The sequence below is a fragment of the Sphingopyxis sp. Root154 genome (assembly GCF_001427105.1).
Lineage (GTDB): Bacteria > Pseudomonadota > Alphaproteobacteria > Sphingomonadales > Sphingomonadaceae > Sphingopyxis.
This window is the reverse complement of record NZ_LMGI01000001.1, coordinates 570877-588306: the sequence shown is the minus strand read 5'-3', so window position 1 is coordinate 588306 and position 17430 is coordinate 570877. Positions and strand designations below refer to the sequence as shown.

Below are 17430 nucleotides of genomic sequence, written 5' to 3'. Positions count from 1 at the left end.
TCATCATGCGTCATAGCGCGCGATCGACAGATCGGCTGCCTCGATATCAGTCGGGCGTCCGCTGACGAGATCGGCGATCAACCGGCCTGAACCGCACGCCATCGTCCAGCCGAGCGTGCCGTGGCCCGTGTTGAGAAAGAGGTTGCCGTAAGGCGTCGAACCGATGACGGGCGTGCCGTCGGGCGTCATCGGGCGCAAACCCGACCAATAGCTGGCGGCGGCGACGTCGCCCGCACCGGCGAACAGATCGGTGAGCGAGTGTACGAGCGTCGCCCGTCGCCGTTCGGGAAGGGCGTTATTATACCCCGAAATCTCGGCCATCCCGCCAACGCGAATACGGCCGCCGAGCCGCGTGATTGCGATCTTGTAGCTTTCGTCCATCAGCGTCGATTCGGGCGCGCGCGCGGAATCGACGATCGGCACGGTGATCGAATAACCCTTCACCGGATAGACAGGCAGGCCAAGGCCCAGCGGTCGCAGCACCGCCGCCGAATGGCTGCCGAGCGCCAAGACATAGCAATCTGCGGTGACCCGGCCGCGGTCGGTTTCGACCCCCGTGACGCGGCCGCCCTCGACGACCAGCGACCGGATCGTCTCGTCATAACGGAACCGGGCGCCGCGTTGGGCTGCCATGGCGGCGAGCGCGCCGGTGAATTTGAAGCAGTCGCCCGTCTCGTCGCCGGGCAGGCGAAGGCCTCCGGCAATCTTGTCGCGCGCCGCTGAGAGGCCGGGTTCTACCGCGATGCACCCCTCGCGGTCGAGCAGTTCGAAGGGGACGCCGCCGGCGCGCAGCACGGCAATGTCCTTCGCCGTGTTATCGATCTGCTTCTGCGTCCGGAACAACTGCAGCGTCCCCTGCATCCGTTCGTCATAGGAAATCCCGGTATCGGTGCGCAATGCGATCAGCCGGTCCCGGCTATATTCAGCGAGCCGGACCATCCGCGCCTTGTTGATGCCGTAGCGGGCATTCGTGCAGTTGCGCAGCATCGCGAACAGCCAGCTGAGCATCTCGCGATCAATCGCGGGCTGGAGGATCAGCGGCGCATGGCGCATCATCAGCCAGCGGATTGCCTTTTGCGGGATGCCGGGCGCGGCCCATGGTGACGCATAGCCCGGGGAGATTTCCCCGGCATTGGCAAAGCTTGTCTCAAGCGCCGGGCCGGATTGGCGGTCGATCACGACGACGTCATGTCCGGCCTCGATCAGATACCAGGCCGATGTCACGCCGATGACGCCGCTGCCGAGAACGGCGACCTTCATGCTGCTTCTCCCCGAACGCCCGTCGCCTCGTTGACGTAGCTCCGATCATATCGCGCGCCGAGGCTGGTCAGAATCTCGTAGGAGATGGTACCCGCATCGTTGGCGAGCGTGTCGAGCGATTGATGTGGGCCGATCAACTTGACCCAGTCCCCGGCCTCGATGCGGCCGTAGGGGAGGGCGGTAACGTCGATCGTGATGCTGTCCATGGACACGCGACCAACGATCGGCAACCGTTCGCCGGCGAGCCATGCGGCACCGCGGTTGCCGAGCGAACGCGGCAATCCGTCGGCATAGCCGACCCCAATCGTAGCGATGCGGCTTTCGCGCGCGCAATAATGGCTATGGCCATATCCGACTGGGCCGCCCGCCTCGATCGTCCGGATCTGGATGACGCGCGCGTCCAGCCCGACGACCGGCTGCATCGGGTTGGAGTCACTCCGGTTCGGGGCGCCGCCGTAAAGCGCGATGCCGGCCCGCACGACGTCGCCATGAAAATCTGCCGGCAGGAAGGCGCCGCCCGAATTCGCGAGGCTGCGGGGGACGCCGGAGAACATCGCAGCCGCGGCTTCGAAGCAGGCAAGCTGTGCGGCGTTGGCCGGATGTTCGGTGGTTTCGGCGCAGGCGAGATGGCTCATGACCATGACGAGATCGATCGCCGAATGGAATTGCGCGTCGGCGGCCAGCGACGCGAGATCCTCGGTCGCCAGTCCGAGGCGTCCCATGCCGCTGTCCAGTTGCAGGACTGCTGGTAGCCGTTCGCCGGCTTTTCGTGCGGCGTCCGCCCATCGATGCGCCTGCTCGGGCGAATTGAGCGCCGGGGTGACACCTCTTTGTATGCCCATACCCTCGGCGCCGGGCGGTAGGCCATTAAGCACGACCAGCCGAAAGCCGGACGGCAATTCCGAACGCAGCGCCAGCGCTTCGCCCAGATCGGCGACGAAGAAGAGACGGCACCCGGCCCTGCATAGCGCCTGCGCGACTTCGTCCGCGCCGAGACCATAAGCGTTCGCCTTGACGACGGCGCCGACCTCGGCGGGCGCGACGCGCTCGGCGACCAATTTATAATTGGCGACGACTGCGCCCAGATCGATACAGAGCCGTCCTCCGCCCATGCCCCCGATAATCATATCATAGATCTCCGTCAGCACATCTGCTTGGCGAAGTTCTAAGCGAATATCGTTCGAATGTTCGATCAAACGGCTGTTTTATTCTGCAATTTCTGGTGCTATTTGCAATGATTGACGACATAAACAGAACGATATTGCGACATGGATACAATCGACCGGAATATTGTGAGGCTCCTGCGCCTCAATGCCCGAATACCGAACAACCAATTGGCGGCGGAGGTGGGCCTGTCACCCTCGGCCTGCCTGCGCCGCGTCGGCAATCTCGAGGCCCGCGGGGTGATCCGCGGTTATACTGCGATCGTCGCGGCGCCTGAGGAGGGAGGCGTGATCGCTATCGTGCGCATCAGCCTTGAACGGCAGACCGAGGCCTATCTCAACCGGTTCGAAGAAGCGGTGCGCCAGCACCCCGAAATCGAGGAGTGTTTCCTGATGACTGGCGACGCAGACTATCTGCTCCGCGCTTCGGCAGCGAGCGCTGCCGCCTATGAAGGGATTCACAAAAATATCCTCTCGCGCTTGCCGGGTGTTGCGCGCATCCACTCCAGCCTCGCGATGCGGAGCGTGCTCAGCCACATTCCCGGACGAAACAGGCGCGGCTAGCGCCTGAGGCGCTGCCGCCCGGTCCGTTCGCCTGCAAGCCCTGACGTCACGAACGGAAAAAAATTCTCTCGACCTTGAGCAAGAGACCGAACGCCATACTTGCCAAGGTGACCGGCATCTACCCGCGCCTGAATGAAACGCGGCGCAGTGTGGAGGCGCGGTAAGGGGGCGGCACAGTGGAATGACCGCGCTTTCCTCTTCTGGGAAAGATCGGTCGCAACGACTGTTGGAGCGGGGGCGCGGGCCGCAAAACTCTCCTCGCCTTAGCTCTGGGGTGGATTCGGTGAACTTCGCCGTGCCGAGGATCATATCCCGCAAGAAGAACAGCTTCCCGAAATCGCCCTTATGGGGGACCGAGGGGTTGAAATGGCGGCTGTGGCGGGCATTTGCATTGGGGGGTGATCAATGCGTTCGGCCAGTCCCATGGCTCGCGAAGGACCTTGATGCGAATGCGCGGTTCCAACGCCAGCGCGGTGCGCGCCGATGTGGAAAGCGGCAGGTCAAATTCCAGTGGCGGACAGGGTCCGCCAAACTCGGTTAGGGTCGTCGTCAAATAGAGCGATGCCAGTCTGATTGATGATCAGCTTTTCGTCGGTGCAGCGGGCATCAAGCGTTTGAGGTCGAAAATCGGCAGCGAGGGCTGATATTTGCCTTCGAGCACGGCCACGAGATATCGGGCCGCATTGCGCACATATTCCTGTTCACTCTCGGCCGCGCGGCGAATTGAACCGAGCGCGGGAGCGGCCGCAGAACCGACGAAGCTAAGCGAATTGATTGCATGGAGTTGAACCTGCCAGCTCGGCGCCTCATCCATGAGACTGGTCAGCACATCGACCGCCTCGGCAGGGTCGCCGAGCGCCGCCAGCGTTTCCGCTGCGACGATACGGACTAGCGGCGAGGGGTCGCCGCGCATGGTGGTTTTGAGGGCATGCGAGGCAGGTTCGGCTTCGGCACCCAGGATCAGCATCCCGGTCGCGGCCCAATAGCGTAGCACCGCGTGCGGGCTGTTGAGGGCCCGACGCAGGGCCCGCAGGCCCGCGGCTTTGCCTTTGGCGGCGACCGACGCGATGGCCATGATGTCTGCGAGTGGATAGACGCCAGCGACCCGGCTTTCCATAAAGCCTTCGCCCTCCATCGTTTCGGGAAGGAAGCCATTGTCGTTGATCTTTATCATATGGGCGTCGAGCGCGCGCCGCAGTTCGAGGAGTTTGGCGTGCGCGGCGGCATCGGCTGCACGATTGTCGATCTCGTGCGGATCGGCGTCGAGGTCGTAGAGTTCCTCGAACGGCTTTTTCTCGAAGAAGCGATTCTGTACGGCGTTGAGGGTCCCGGCTCGATGCGCGGCCTCCCAGTCCTGATAGCCCTTGGCAAGCCATTGGAAGGCCTGGTGCTGACCCCACGGGCGGTGCGGCATATAGTTGCGAATATAGCGCCAGCGCCCGTCGGTCACCGTCCGCACAAAGTCGATGCGCTCGTCCATGCGGTTGCGCATGGCGAAGGCGTAACGGTGGGGCCGGGACGGACGGTTCCCGAGCAGCGCACGTCCGCGCATTTGCGGCGGTTGCGTCACACCGCCCAGCGCCAGCACGGTCGGGGCCAAATCGATGAAGGACACTGGCGTCGCGACTTCGCGTCCAGGTGCGACGGGCAGCAGGTGACGCCATTTGGGCGGCGCGTAGACGACCATTTCGCAGCGCAGCCCCTCTTCGTAGCAATAGCGCTTCGACCGGCCGAGTACCCCGCCATTGTCCGAATAGTGAAACACGATCGTGTCGTCGGCGAGCCCGTCGGCGTGGAGTTCGGCAAGCCGTTCGGCGAGTTGGCCGTCCATCCGCTCCATGAGGTTATAATAGCTGGCGAAATCCTGCCGCATGGCCGGGGTGTCAGGCAGGAAAGGCGGGAGTGTCACCATCTCCGGCGTCACGCGTCCCGGGGTCGGACGGAACAGCCGCGATTCATGCGTCGTTTCATAGTTGAAAACGGCCATGAAGGGCTGGCCGGCGGGCCGGCTGCGCCAATGGCCCCGCGCTCCCTGAATATCCCAAATCGCCTCGGGCGAGATGTCGCAATTATAGTCGGTCTTGCTGTTGTTGGTGCAGAAATAGCCCGCTTCGCGCATCAGCTCGGGATAGGTGCGGAACCCCTTGGGTAGCTTCCCCACGGCGCGCATCTGGTTGGCCGGCGCGCAGCTCTCGGGATAAAGACCGGTGAGGATAGCAAAGCGCGAGGGCGCGCATACCGGCGCGTTCGAATAGACCTTGCGGAAGAGGACGCCTTGGCGTGCAAGAGCATCGATCGTCGGCGTATGGGCGAGTTTGTCGCCATAGGCCCCGGCATAGGGATTATTGTCTTCGCTGACGAGCCAGAGGATGTTGGGGCGTTCGCGTGATGCGCCTTTCGCGGCGCCAGCGCCGGCGCCGAGCGCCGCAAGGCCCGCCATGCCGCTCACCATCGTCCGCCGCGAAATCGGGGCGCTGGCCGGCAGGTCCTTACCGCGCATCGTCATGATGATCGTCTCCCGGAAACAGGCATCAATAGACCCACTCGGTCTTTCTTCCGGCGATCGTGACCGGTCGGGTGAGGTGGAGCTTCCAGAGCGGGGCGGGCAGGCTGGCCCGCCATTTTTCGACCTCGACCTCGAGCATATGGTTTAATGACGCATTGTCGGCGGCAATGCTTTCGCGCTCCCACGGGTCTGTATCCAGATTATAGAGATGCGCTTCGTTCCAGTCATGCGACCGCCAATATTTGAATGGGCCGTATCGCGCCGCGAACACGGGCTCCTGTCCCCAAATCAGCAGGCGCGGCGTTGCGCGTGGTATCCGCGCGGCGACAACCAGGTCCTCGCCATCCAGCCCGGGAGGGAGGGCGGCGTCCGGAGCCGCCGCGCGCAGGACCGTCGGGACGATATCGACCGAAGAAACCGGAGCATCGACGATGCCTTGGGGTTTCAGCCCGGCGGGCCATGAAAGCAGGAAGGGCACGCGGATCCCGCCCTCGAGATAGGTGAATTTGCCGGCTCCCCAGGCCTGATCTTCGCTGCAGAAGCCGAACTGGACCGGGCAGCCATTGTCAGACAGAAAGATCACGATTGTATTCTCACGGCTCCCTTGCGTTTCCAGCTTGTCGAGTATCCGCCCGATACCAGCGTCCATCGCTGCGATCATCGCGACATAGGTGCGGCGGGCGGGGTCCTTGATGTGGGGAAATTTGTCGTACCAGCTTTGGGGTACCTGCAGCGGCCAGTGCGGCGCGCTATAGGCGACATAGGCAAAAAAAGGTGTGTCCGCTGCCCTGCCGATGAAGTCGACGGCACGGTCGGTGATCTCGTCGGTCAGATATTTTCCGAAATTATAGACCGGCAGGCGGTCGGAGCCTTCGATGACGACGCCATTGCCCGACCGGGTGGTGAACGGCGGCTTGTTGGCATCGGCTTTGGTGGGCGTAGTGACAATATCGGGCGTATTCGGATCGACATGAACCGTCTCGCCCGCGAGGAATCCGAAGAATTCGTCGAAACCGCGATTGGTCGGATAGAAGCGGTCTTCGGCGCCAACATGCCATTTGCCGATCGCCGCGGTGCGATAGCCGAGCGGCTTCAATCGCTCCGCGAGGGTGGGTTCGGACGGCGGCAGCCCGGCGCCCGGATCGCCCTTGTCGCTGATATTATAGGTGAAGCCGAACCGTTGCGGCATCCGGCCGGTGAGCAGGCCGGCGCGAGACACCGCGCAGACCGAGGCGGCGACATAGCCGCTCGAGAAAGCCGCGCCGGCCTTGGCTATCCGATCGATATTGGGCGTCGGCACCTCGCTGCGCCCATAAGCGGACACGTCGGGCCAGCCGAGGTCATCGGCCAGGATGACGACGACATTCGGCTTTGCCGCCACTTGGGTGGCCGGCGTTTTCGCCGGTGCGGTCGGGGAGGACGCGGCGGGCCATGCTTGCGCGGAAGTGGCCCATCCCCATGGGGCGAGGATTGCGGATCCCGCCAGGAGCGATAGAAATAATCGCGCCTTCGTCGGCTTGCGGCCTGTTCCTCGTTCGCGGTCCTCACGCGAGCAAGCGATAAAATGCCACCGCTTCGCGCTCATTTGTCGGGTTTGCCCTTGCCGCCGTCCTCACCTCGCGTGCCGCCCATGACCGGATAGGGGAGGAAGGCGCGACCTTCCCTATGCGCCTTCTCCTTCATCGGGTTGTCGGGAATAATATCGTCGAGCCGGTCGAGCCGGTTCGGCTCGACCTGCCAGGCGTCGGGGAAGGGGGCCGATCCGGTGCCGTCGCGGTTGCGGCGCACGCTACCGCGCGCATAGCGCGCGGTAAAGGGAATGGCGTGATCGCCCCCGCTATTTGCCAGGCCCTTGTACAGCGCCGCGCGCAGCGCGACCTTGCGATCGAGATAGGCCGGATCGTCGATCAGATTTTGCATTTCCTCGGGATCTTTCGAGAGATCATAGAGCTCCTCGGTATCGTAGACCCCGTAATATTGGATATATTTGACCCGGTCGCGCTCGATCGCAAAGGTGCCTGGGGTCATCGGGAACTGCCAGTCCCAATAATATTCATAGATGAAATCGGGCGGCGACCATTTCTCCGCCGTAACGCTGCCGGTCATCAGCGGGAGCGCGCTCAATCCTTCGAACTGCGGCGGGGCCGTGGCACCCGCGAGATCGAGGAAGGTCGGCGCGAAATCGAGGTTGCGGATGCGGCCGGCGTTGGTCTTCCCGGCGGGGACGAGCCCGGGCGCCCAGGCGACCATCGGGACGCGCACCGAGCCTTCATAAGCATTGCGCTTGTCGATCAGGCCATGGTCGCCGATCAGAAAGCCGTTGTCGGACGTGAATATGATCATCGTGTCCTTCTCGAGCTTGTTCGCGCGCAGATAGGCGAGGATCTCGCCCACCCCGTCGTCGACGGCGGACAGCGTCGCATAATAGCTGCGCAGATATTCCGTCATCTTCATGTCGCTGTTGTAGAAAAAATCGATGCCGTGCCATGTGTTGCGCTGGTTATACACCCACATCGGCTTGCCCTTGTAATTTTCGGGCGTGTTGGCCGCGCTCGTGGGAAGGGCGAAATTCACCGTGTCATATTGATGCGCGTAGCGCGGCGGCGGCAGCGGGTCCGAATGCACCGCCTTGTGGCTGAGATAGAGAAAGAAGGGCTTCTTCGGATCGCGCTCCTTCTTGAGCCAGTCGAGCGCGTAGCCGCCCAGTTCGTCGGTGATATAGCCCTTCTGCGTCACATGGTTGCCGTCGACATTGAGCTTGTTCACGGCGCCCGCGCGGACCGCCGCGGGTGGCAGGTCGCCCGTCGGCCAATAGCTTCCCTGTCCCTGGAAACTCACCCATTTGTCGAAGCCCGCACGCGGCGCGTCGGTGTCGTTGCCCATATGCCATTTGCCGACGAATGCGGTCTGATAGCCGGCCTGTTGCAGATAGGATGGGAAGAAGGTCAGCCCTTCTTCCGACGAATTGGTGTTGTCGACGACCTGATGGTTGCGCGCCGTCTGTCCGGTCAGGATCGTGGCGCGGCTGGGGCTGCAAAGCGACGAGGTGACGAGCGTGTTCGGGAAATAGCTGCCCTCGCGCGCGAGCCGGTCAATATTCGGTGTCCGGACCTGTGATTGGAGAAAGCCGAGGCCATCATATCGGAGGTCGTCGACGAGGATGAAGATGATGTTGCGCGGCTTTCCGGGGGCGGCGGGCGTCGCAGCCGCTGGCTTCGACGACGCGCAGGCAGGGGCCAGCACCAATGCCGCAGTCGCGGCCAATATGAATTTCCTGAAGCGCATCGGATCCTCCCATTGATTTCCAGCTCACGGCGGCCGCGGCATTTCACGCCTGTTGTTATCGCATATGACAAGCTTGTCAATTCTATTGAGGCGAGATAGGGAGGGTTTGAAAATGAAGAGATTGGCAGCGTCGCATCGCGCGGCGAGGCCAGCGATCAAAGGGAGGGACCTCATGCGAAATATCTTTAAAATGGCGCTTCTTGCCAGTGCGGCGACGATCATCGCCGTGACGCCCGCCGCCGCGCAGACCGGCGAATCGGTAACAACCGAAACGGCAACCGATGCTGTCGATGCTGGCGAAATTGTCGTGACCGCGCAGAAGCGCAGCGAACGTCTCCAGGATGTTCCGCTCGCCGTCACCGCGGTGACTGGCGAGGCACTCGCCGCGCGTCAGATCAGCGACACGAGCGGGCTCGTCCAGGCGGTTCCGTCGCTGACCTTCCAGCAGGGCGCCAATCCGGTTGCCAGCAGCTTCCGCATTCGGGGCGTCGGAACATCCTTGTTCGGGCTCGGCACCGAATCCTCGGTCGCGCTGGTTGTCGATGGCGTCGTCAGCGCGCGCCAGGCGCAGAATTTTACCGACTTTGCCGACATCGAACGCGTCGAGGTGCTGCGCGGGCCGCAGGGCACCCTGTTCGGCAAAAATGCCACCGCTGGCGTCATCAGCGTCGTCACGGCCCGCCCGTCGCGCGAGCTTGAGGGCCGCGCGAGCGTGACCGTGGCCGAGATGGACGAATATCGCGCCAGCGGTACGATATCGGGGCCGATCGGCGAAACGATCGGCGTTCGCCTGACCGGTTATTATAATGATATCGGCGGCAATATTCGCAATCTCCTGACCGGGAGGGACGCCAACCGGACGAAAAGCTGGGGTGTGCGCGGCAAGCTCGAATGGCAGCCGACCGATCGCCTGACCCTGCTCTTCGCCGGCGATTATCGCGAGAGCGATTCCGATTGCTGTCAGAGCGTGCTGGTCAAGGTTGGGAACCCGCTGCGCGCGCTTGTCTCGGGTCCGATCACCGCGCGCGCCGACAATGATGAGGTCTGGAGCAATGGCACGACCGGTGTGAAGAGCGATCAGCAGACCTATTCGCTCCAGGCCGATCTCGATCTGGGCGCAGCGACGCTGACCTCGATCACGGCATTGCAAAAATATCATCTGACCCAGAATGTCGAGGTCGATTCCTTTGGTCACGCGCGGCCGATCTATATCAGTCCCGCTTCGTCGGCCGAGTTCAACCTGAATTATGGCCTCACCGATATCAAGAATTTCACGCAGGAATTGCGCCTCGCCTCGAACGGCTCGGGACCATTCACCTATGTGATCGGCGGCTTTTATTCGAAAGTTTCGATCGACCGCTATTTCTCGCGCCGGCGCGCCCTGTGCCTGACCGGCGTCGTCGGCCAGCCCTGCGCTGCCCCCGTCTACCAGTCCCTCGCGAGCGATTCCGACCTGTCGAACGAAAGCATCGCCGGTTTTGGTCAGGCCGAGCTTAAGCTCGTCGGCGGTCTCAAGGCGATCGGCGGCCTCCGCGTCCAGCATGAGAAGATCGCCGTCGATGGCGAACGCTTTGGCGTGCTTGTGCCCGGCGATGCGCTTTATGGGGGGACGCCGAGCGTCCGCGCTGGCACGTCGGCTAGCGACACCGCCGTCACTGGCAAGGCGGGGCTGCAATATGAGTTCAGCCGCTTCGCGCAGGCCTATGGCACCTATACGCGCGGTTATAAGGGATTGGGTTTCAACACCGAGATCTCCGCTGATTTTGGCGGTCAGGCCCCGGTCCTGCCCGAGCATGTCGATGCCTATGAAATCGGCTTCAAGGGACGCACGACCGACGGCACCTTCGGGATCGCTGTCGCCGCCTTTCTCGCCGACTACACCAATCTCCAGGTTCAGGCGAACCGCTCCGACACGTTGAACGGCGTGCCCGCCTATATCCAGACCAATGCCGGCTCGTCGCGCACGAAGGGATTCGAGATCGAGGCGACCTTCCGCCCGTCGCGCGCCTTCTCGCTCACCGCAGCGGTGACCTATGCTCATAACAGCTTCGATATCGACGGGCTTAACTGCCCGCAGCAGTTCCAGCCGGGCGCGCCGGTCATCGCGATCGGCGGAACGCGTCCGGTGAACAGCTGCTATCGCTATCAGTTTCGCAACAATGCGGGAGCCTTGATGACCAGCGGGCCGGTCCAGGACGTCAAGGGCGGCAAGCTGCCCGCTTCGCCGCAATGGCGCATCAACCTGTCCCCGCGCTACGAGCAGGAGCTGTCGCCGAACCTCGCCGGTTTCGTCCAGGCCGACCTCTCCTTCCAGAGCGACCAGGGTTTCGCGCTCGAGCAGGATCCGCTGCTCCAGCAGGACGGTTTTGCCATCGTCGACCTGTCGCTCGGTGTGCGTCAACCCGAGCGCGGCTTCGGGCTGACCCTCTACGTCAAAAATCTGTTCGACCAGAATTACTACTCGGGCATGACCGCCGGCGTCCTGGTGCCTGCCAACCCCACCCTCGTCGACAGCTTTGCCAACCGGCCGCGCAACGCCGATCGCTATGTCGGCGCAACGCTCGACTACCGCTTCTGATGCGCAAAGCATGGCTCCTCGCGCTGCTGGCGCTCGGCCTCCCGGTGGCAGCGCTCTGCCAGCGCGGGGCCGCGCGGCCCGCATTGGCGACAAGCTATGCGGGCGGGGTACGCACGATCGCCGATATGCCCTACCGGACGGTCGATGGCGAAGCACTGACCCTGGACCTGTATCTTCCACCCAAAGCAGGTTGGAAGAGGCCGGCGGTCCTGTTCGTCCATGGCGGCGGCTTCATTCAGGGGCACAGCCGGATGATGGGCGCCGAGACCGATTTCCCGGCGCGTCTCGCCGCACTCGCGGAAAAGGGTTATGTCGTCGCGTCGATCGAATATCGGCTGGCACCCAAGTCGCGCTTCCCGGCGCAGGTGCGCGATGCCAAGGCCGCGGTGGCATGGCTGCGAGGGCACCGGGACGACTATGGGATCGACCCCGAGCGTATCGCGATCTGGGGCTCGTCGGCGGGCGGGATGATTGCCGCCTCGGTCGGCACCAGCTGCGGCGTTCGCGATCTCGATCCCGAGGGTGCCGATGCCGGCAGCCGCGACAATTGCGTCCAGGCCGTGGCCGACTGGTTCGGTCCAACGGCCGCCGATTCCGATCGTCTCTCGGCCATTTATCTGGGTTGTCTCGCCAGCCTCAATTGCGATGCCGACCGGATCAAGGCCGCCAGTCCGATGAGCCATATCTCGCCCGGCGATCCGCCCGTGCAGATCGTTCACGGTGACAGCGACGACCTTGTCCCGCTGGCCCAGTCGAAGGGTCTTGAAGAGGCTCTGCGCACCGCCGGCGTCGCGGTTGAGCTTCGTGTGATCGCGGGGGCCGGGCACGGCCTGCGTGCTAACGACCCGGCGCAGCAAAAGGCGATACTCGACGATGCCATGGCGTCGTTGACAGGCTTTCTGGACCGGACGATAGGTTCCTCTTCCTCACATGGGCGCGCTCCTGCGGCCGCGGCGGAAGGCAAGGCCGGAGACTAGGTTTGGGCGTCACCATTCACGATGTTGCGGCGCGCGCCGGGGTTTCGATCAAGACCGTTTCGCGCGTGATGAATGCCGAGCCCAATGTTCGCGATGCCGTGCGCGAACGGGTGCGGGCGGCGATGGCCGATCTCGATTATATTCCCAACGCCGGGGCGCGGCGTATGGCCAGCGCCCGTTCGCTGCTGATCGGCCTGTTCTTTCATCCCAGGCTGGCGAGCTATATCACGGGGATCCAGCTCGGCGCCGCGCGGCAGTGCCGCGACCGCGACTATATGCTCGCCGCCGAGCCGATTGAATGGCCGGCAGTCGATGTGGTGGCGCTGATCGAGCGGACCGTCCGTCGCGCCCATCTCGATGGCGTCATATTGGTGCCGCCGCAATCGAACGATATCGAGATTGTGGCGCTTCTCGAGCGGCTTCAGGTTCCTTTCGTGCGCGTGTCGCCCACCGCCGAACCCGACCGCGGCGCGAGCGTGTTTGTCGACGATCGCCGCGGCGCGGTCGAAGCGACGCGGCATTTGATCGCGCTGGGTCATCGCGACATCGCCTTCCTCGGTGGGCCGTTGGCGTCGAAGGGCAGTGCGCCGCGCCCGCGGCGCGACGGTTTCCTCGATGCCATGGCCGAGGCCGGGCTGCCGGTGCCCGATAACCGGGTCATCTATGGCGAGTTCACCTTTTCGTCGGGACAAAGATGCGCCGACACGCTGCTGGGCGCACGCACGCGACCGACCGCGATCGTCGCCGCCAATGATGCGATGGCGGCCGGCGTCCTCTCGGCCGCCGCGCGGCGCGGCCTCAAGGTCCCGGACGATCTGTCGGTCACCGGTTTCGACGATGCCGAGATCGCAAGCGTCGTATCGCCAGCGCTGACGACGATCCGCCAGCCGCTGGAGCAAATTGGCGCGGCCGCCGCCGATATGCTCCTGGCCGCGCAGCCAAGCGGCAAGCTCGATTCCGTCCGCCGCCGGCTCGACATCGAACTGGTCGTCCGGGAGAGCACCGCACCCCCTCGGTCGTGATCGACAGGGACAGCCGCGGGGGCGCTCGCAATCAGTTGGCGGCGGCAGGCGGTGCGGGCGGCGCCCGCATCCCGATGATCGCTGACGGCTGCGTCCGCAACGGCGCGAAGCGGGCCCGGGCTGCGTCGATGCGAGCGGTGAGGTCGGCGACGATGTCCGGATGGCGTTCCGCTACGCTGTAGCTTTCAGACGGATCCTTTTGCATGTCGTACAGCTGTGGATAGCCCCGCGCGGGCAGATCGAGGAGATAGTTGCGGTAATAGTCGGCGGTGACCAACTTCCATCGCTGGGTGCGCAGCGCGACGACATCTTCGTCGTCGAAAAGCAGCAGGCCGTCGTGCGGGGTTGGGGCGCTGCGCAGGAGTGTCGCCGACAGGTCGCGGCCATCGATCGTCACGCCTGCGGGCGGCGCGACCCCGGCCATGGCGCAAAAGGTCGGCAGGAAATCGATGCTCATCCCGATAGCGTCGCTCCGACGCCCCGCCGGTACCGTTCCCGGGCGCCAGACGATCGCGGGGACGCGGTAGCCGCCGTCGTATCCGGCGCCGCCCTTGCGTTGTCGAAGCCCGCCCGTCGCACCCTCGAACCAGGGACCATTGTCCGAGGTAAAGAAGACGAGGGTATCGCGCGCGATTCCGAGCGCTTCGAGGCGCGCGAGGATGCGCCCGACGATCGAATCGATCTCCTCGATCACGTCGCCATAGGGCCCTGCCGCGGACTTGCCGTGGAAATCGGGGTGGGGGATCGCCGGCAGATGTGGCGCGCTGAGCGCCAGATCGAGAAAGAAGGGGCGGCCCCGGTTGGCATCGATGAACTCCAGGGCCTTGTCGCAGAATTTTTGCTGCAGCGTCGCGATGTCGGCGGGCGATGTCTCGGTCTCTGCGCCGCGCCGCGCTTCATAAAGCGCGAGCGGTTTCATATCGTGACTGTAGGGGATGCCGTAATAATAATCGAACCCGTGCCGCGTCGGCAACCAGTCGGAGCCGGTGTGTCCCAGATGCCATTTGCCGACGAGCGCGCTGCTGTGGGTCGGCGCGAGCGCTGTAGCTATCGTCTTTTCGCTCAAGGGCAGGACGCGCTTGTCGTTGGGCATGATGACGCGATGGCCGAGGCCGGTGCGAACCGCATAGCGGCCGGTCAGCATCGCCGCGCGCGAGGGCGTGCAAACATTCGCGCCGGCGTAGAAGTCGGTCATCGTCGTGCCCTGGCGCGCCATGCGGTCGAGATTGGGGGTCCGGATCGCGCCTTTCGCGGCGGCGCCCCAGTCGCCATAGCCCATGTCGTCGCACTGGATGACGATGAAATTCGGTGGCCGCCGGGTCGCCGCCCATGCCGGTGGCGCTAGCAGGGCGGCGGCTGCGCCGCCCAGGGCGCTCGTGAGCAGGTCTCTGCGGTCCATCGTCATCTCCCTCGTGGTTTTGCAGCCACCATAGCGGGAAATCGAATATTGACAAGCTTGTCATTCTTGTGGATGAGGCGGCATTGCATGCCTTGACGGCGTGATCCTATCGGAGAGATTTCATGCGCCTTTTCCTGTCATTCGCCCTGCTCTTGTCCAGCCCCGCGCTGGCACAAACCGCACCGGCCCCGGCGCCTGCCGCCGAAAAATTGTCGATCGATTGGCCCATCGAGGCGCTCATGGCGGATCCTGTGGGGAAGGCTGTTATGGACAAGGAGATGCCAACCCTGATGTCGCATCCGGCCTATGAACAGTTCAAGAGCATGAGCCTTCGCCAGCTTCAGCCTTATTCGGGTGGCGCGATTACCGACGAAAAGATCGCGGCTGTTGAGGCCGCACTCGAAGCTGCAAGCAAAGCCAAATCCTAGGTCGCGGACAAAAGAGCGGCCGGGTCGATGGAAATGGGGGAATTTGGGTGATGCGAGGAAAATATGCGGCAACAGCGATGGCGATCATGTTGGCTGGAACGTCGATGACGGCGCAAGCCTATGCGCCGGCCGCCACCGATGCCGCCGCCGACGAATGGGCGGCAAAGACCGAAGCGCAGATGACTGATGACGAGCGCTTTTCGATCCTCCACGGGATCATGCCCATTCTCATCGGTCCCTATGCAAATCCTCAACTGAAGACCAAATGGCCCGACGATCTCGTGCCTGGCGCCGGCTATATCATGGGCGTGCCGCGACTGGGCATCCCCTCGCTGCGCGAGACCGATGCAAGCCTCGGGGTGACCAATCCCTTCGGTATCCGCAAGGGCGACACCGCAACGGCTCTGCCCGCGGGTCTGGCGATCGGCGCAAGCTTCAACCCCGAACTCGCGTTCGCCGGCGCGCGAGCTGTGGCCAGCGAAGCGCGCGCCAAGGGCTTCAACGTCCTGCTCGGCGGCGGCATCAATCTCGTGCGCGATCCCCGCAACGGCCGCAACTTCGAGTATATCTCGGAGGATCCGCTGCTCTCTGGCATCATGGGCGCCGAGGCGGCGAGGGGCGCCCAGTCGGTCGGCGTGGTCTCGACAGTGAAGCATTTTTCGCTCAATTCGAACGAAACCAACCGCCACACATGGAACGCCGAGATCGATGAGACGGCGCACCGCGAGAGCGACTTGCTCGCCTTCCAGATCGCGATCGAGCGCGGACGGCCGGGGTCGGTCATGTGCGCCTACAACATCGTCAATGGTGAGCCCGCCTGCGGGAGCGACCATCTGCTCAACACCGTGCTCAAGAAGGACTGGCGCTACAAGGGCTGGGTGATGTCCGACTGGGGCGCGGTGTCGAGCGCGGACTTTGCAGTCAAAGGCCTCGACCAGCAGTCGGGCCAGCAACTCGACAAGCAGGTCTGGTTCGACGCCCCGCTCAAGGCGAAGCTCGCCGACGGCAGCCTGCCGCGCGAACGCCTGTCGGACATGGTGAAGCGTATCCTGCGATCGATGAAGGCGAACGGCCTCGTCGATTCGGGCCCCGCTCCGGCGGTGGACATGAAAAAACATGCCGAAATCGCGCGCGAGATTGCCCGGCAGGGGATCGTTCTTCTCAAAAATGATGCAGGCGCGTTGCCGCTTGCCGCGACCGTCGGATCGGTCGCGGTGATCGGACGCAATGCGCATGTCGGCGTCCTGTCGGGCGGCGGCTCCTCGCAGGGCTTGCCGCCGAGCGGCTGGGCCGCATCGATCCCCATCGGCGGCGGCGAGGGATCGATGGCGTCGTGGCGGGTCGAGCGCTGGTTTGCCGGCGCGCCGCAAGCGGCGTTGAAGGCGGCTCTTCCGAAGGCAGAGGTTCGCTTTGACCCGGGCCTTTACCCGCAAGATGCGGCGGCGCTCGCCGCGCGCTCCGACGTCGCGATCGTCTTTGTCAGCAAATATGAAGCCGAAGGGTTCGATTCTCCCGACCTGACGCTTCCGGGCAACCAGGACGCGATTGTCGAGGCGGCGGTCGCCGCCAATCCCAACACCATCGTCGTTCTCCAGACCGGCAACCCCGTTGCGATGCCGTGGCGTGACAAGGTGAAGGCCATCGTTGCGGCATGGTATCCGGGACAGGAAGGCGCCGCAGCAATCGCCGATGTGCTGACCGGCAAGGTCAATCCCTCGGGGCGTTTGCCGATCAGCTTCCCGGACACGATGGAAACCCAGCCGCGGCCCACGATCCCGAGCTATGGAACGCCCGACCGGACCGAGGTCAGCGTGCGGATGAACGAAGGTTCGGACGTCGGTTATCGCTGGAATGCGAGCAAGGGGATCAAGGCGCTCTACCCCTTCGGTCACGGTCTTTCCTACACGCGCTTCGCCACCAGCGGGCTGAAAGTTGACGGCTCCACGGCCAGTTTGACAGTGCGCAACACCGGCGATCGCGCGGGCGCGACGGTGGTGCAGCTCTATCTGATGGCCCGGGGCGCCGATACCAAACAGCGCCTCGTCGCTTTTCAGCGTGTCGAGCTGACTCCGGGAGCGGAGCAAAAGGTCGATCTGAAGATCGATCAACGACTGCTCGCCGACTGGAACGGAAAAGGTTGGACAATTCCCGCTGGCGAATATCGTTTTGCGGTCGGAGAAAATGCCGAAACCATCGGACCGCAAATTCACGCCAAGATGAAGCAACGCAGCTGGCGGGATTGACCGAC

General features: G+C 63.8%; 12 protein-coding genes. 6 read left to right on the top strand and 6 right to left on the bottom strand.

From position 1 onward, the window contains the following. Positions 1-3: 3 nt before the first annotated feature. Together ASD73_RS02530 and alr are read right to left on the bottom strand one after the other, a co-directional pair. Positions 4-1260 (bottom strand): D-amino acid dehydrogenase, encoded by a 1257-nt coding sequence (locus tag ASD73_RS02530; RefSeq protein ID WP_056369409.1) that lies wholly within the window; start codon positions 1258-1260, stop codon positions 4-6. Continuing rightward, positions 1257-2408: an alanine racemase gene (gene alr, locus ASD73_RS02525; RefSeq protein ID WP_327196892.1), complete on the bottom strand. Its 1152-nt coding sequence runs from the start codon at positions 2406-2408 to the stop codon at positions 1257-1259. Before alr ends, ASD73_RS02530 begins: the two co-directional genes overlap by 4 nt. 120 nt (positions 2409-2528) lie before the next feature. On the opposite strand from alr, the gene ASD73_RS02520 reads away from it, so the two are divergent. Next, positions 2529-2987, top strand: coding sequence for an Lrp/AsnC family transcriptional regulator (locus ASD73_RS02520; RefSeq protein ID WP_056369411.1), 459 nt, complete (start codon positions 2529-2531; stop codon positions 2985-2987). 580 nt (positions 2988-3567) lie between these two features. Here the strand turns inward: ASD73_RS02520 and ASD73_RS02515 are convergent. The 3 genes from ASD73_RS02515 to ASD73_RS02505 all read right to left on the bottom strand — a co-directional run bounded on the left by ASD73_RS02515 (position 3568) and on the right by ASD73_RS02505 (position 8778). Further along, positions 3568-5493 carry a sulfatase-like hydrolase/transferase gene (locus tag ASD73_RS02515; protein WP_235534091.1) on the bottom strand — a complete coding sequence of 642 codons (1926 nt, stop codon included), beginning with the start codon at positions 5491-5493 and terminating at the stop codon, positions 3568-3570. 25 nt (positions 5494-5518) lie between these two features. After that, positions 5519-6874 (bottom strand): sulfatase family protein, encoded by a 1356-nt coding sequence (locus ASD73_RS02510; RefSeq protein ID WP_235534089.1) that lies wholly within the window; start codon positions 6872-6874, stop codon positions 5519-5521. 200 nt (positions 6875-7074) lie between these two features. Beyond that, the gene (locus ASD73_RS02505) at positions 7075-8778 is read right to left on the bottom strand and encodes a sulfatase family protein (protein ID WP_056369414.1); all 1704 of its coding nucleotides are present in this window, start codon (positions 8776-8778) and stop codon (positions 7075-7077) included. Between the two features lie 172 nt (positions 8779-8950). On the opposite strand from ASD73_RS02505, the gene ASD73_RS02500 reads away from it, so the two are divergent. Genes ASD73_RS02500 through ASD73_RS02490 form a run of 3 tightly spaced genes read left to right on the top strand, consistent with a single transcriptional unit; the run spans position 8951 to position 13355 of the window. Next, positions 8951-11356 carry a TonB-dependent receptor gene (locus tag ASD73_RS02500; RefSeq protein WP_056369417.1) on the top strand — a complete coding sequence of 802 codons (2406 nt, stop codon included), beginning with the start codon at positions 8951-8953 and terminating at the stop codon, positions 11354-11356. Beyond that, positions 11356-12333, top strand: coding sequence for an alpha/beta hydrolase (locus tag ASD73_RS02495; RefSeq protein WP_056369419.1), 978 nt, complete (start codon positions 11356-11358; stop codon positions 12331-12333). The genes ASD73_RS02500 and ASD73_RS02495 overlap by 1 nt, the downstream gene beginning before the upstream one ends. Before the next feature lie 2 nt (positions 12334-12335). Beyond that, a complete protein-coding gene (locus ASD73_RS02490) occupies positions 12336-13355 on the top strand; it encodes a LacI family DNA-binding transcriptional regulator (RefSeq protein ID WP_056369422.1) in 1020 nt (339 codons plus the stop codon). A gap of 31 nt (positions 13356-13386) precedes the next feature. Here ASD73_RS02490 and ASD73_RS02485 read toward each other — a convergent pair whose 3' ends face one another. Further along, on the bottom strand, positions 13387-14754 hold the full coding sequence (locus ASD73_RS02485; protein WP_156377262.1) for a sulfatase-like hydrolase/transferase: 1368 nt from the start codon (positions 14752-14754) through the stop codon (positions 13387-13389). A gap of 122 nt (positions 14755-14876) precedes the next feature. On the opposite strand from ASD73_RS02485, the gene ASD73_RS02480 reads away from it, so the two are divergent. Together ASD73_RS02480 and ASD73_RS02475 are read left to right on the top strand one after the other, a co-directional pair. Further along, entirely contained in the window at positions 14877-15182 is a 306-nt protein-coding gene (locus ASD73_RS02480) for a hypothetical protein (RefSeq protein WP_056369425.1), read from the top strand. A gap of 77 nt (positions 15183-15259) precedes the next feature. Further along, positions 15260-17425, top strand: coding sequence for a beta-glucosidase (locus ASD73_RS02475; protein WP_235534087.1), 2166 nt, complete (start codon positions 15260-15262; stop codon positions 17423-17425). Positions 17426-17430: the final 5 nt, after the last annotated feature.

Bases quoted from the DNA above. Each gene is read 5' to 3' on its own strand.
- ASD73_RS02495 (WP_056369419.1), top strand. From the start codon at position 11,356: ATGCGCAAAGCATGGCTCCTCGCGCTGCTGGCGCTCGGCCTCCCGGTG.
- ASD73_RS02475 (WP_235534087.1), top strand. From the start codon at position 15,260: ATGGCGATCATGTTGGCTGGAACGTCGATGACGGCGCAAGCCTATGCG.
- ASD73_RS02520 (WP_056369411.1), top strand. From the start codon at position 2,529: ATGGATACAATCGACCGGAATATTGTGAGGCTCCTGCGCCTCAATGCC.
- ASD73_RS02500 (WP_056369417.1), top strand. From the start codon at position 8,951: ATGCGAAATATCTTTAAAATGGCGCTTCTTGCCAGTGCGGCGACGATC.
- ASD73_RS02485 (WP_156377262.1), bottom strand. From the start codon at position 14,754: ATGGACCGCAGAGACCTGCTCACGAGCGCCCTGGGCGGCGCAGCCGCC.
- ASD73_RS02530 (WP_056369409.1), bottom strand. From the start codon at position 1,260: ATGAAGGTCGCCGTTCTCGGCAGCGGCGTCATCGGCGTGACATCGGCC.
- ASD73_RS02480 (WP_056369425.1), top strand. From the start codon at position 14,877: ATGCGCCTTTTCCTGTCATTCGCCCTGCTCTTGTCCAGCCCCGCGCTG.
- ASD73_RS02515 (WP_235534091.1), bottom strand. From the start codon at position 5,493: ATGACGATGCGCGGTAAGGACCTGCCGGCCAGCGCCCCGATTTCGCGG.
- ASD73_RS02505 (WP_056369414.1), bottom strand. From the start codon at position 8,778: ATGCGCTTCAGGAAATTCATATTGGCCGCGACTGCGGCATTGGTGCTG.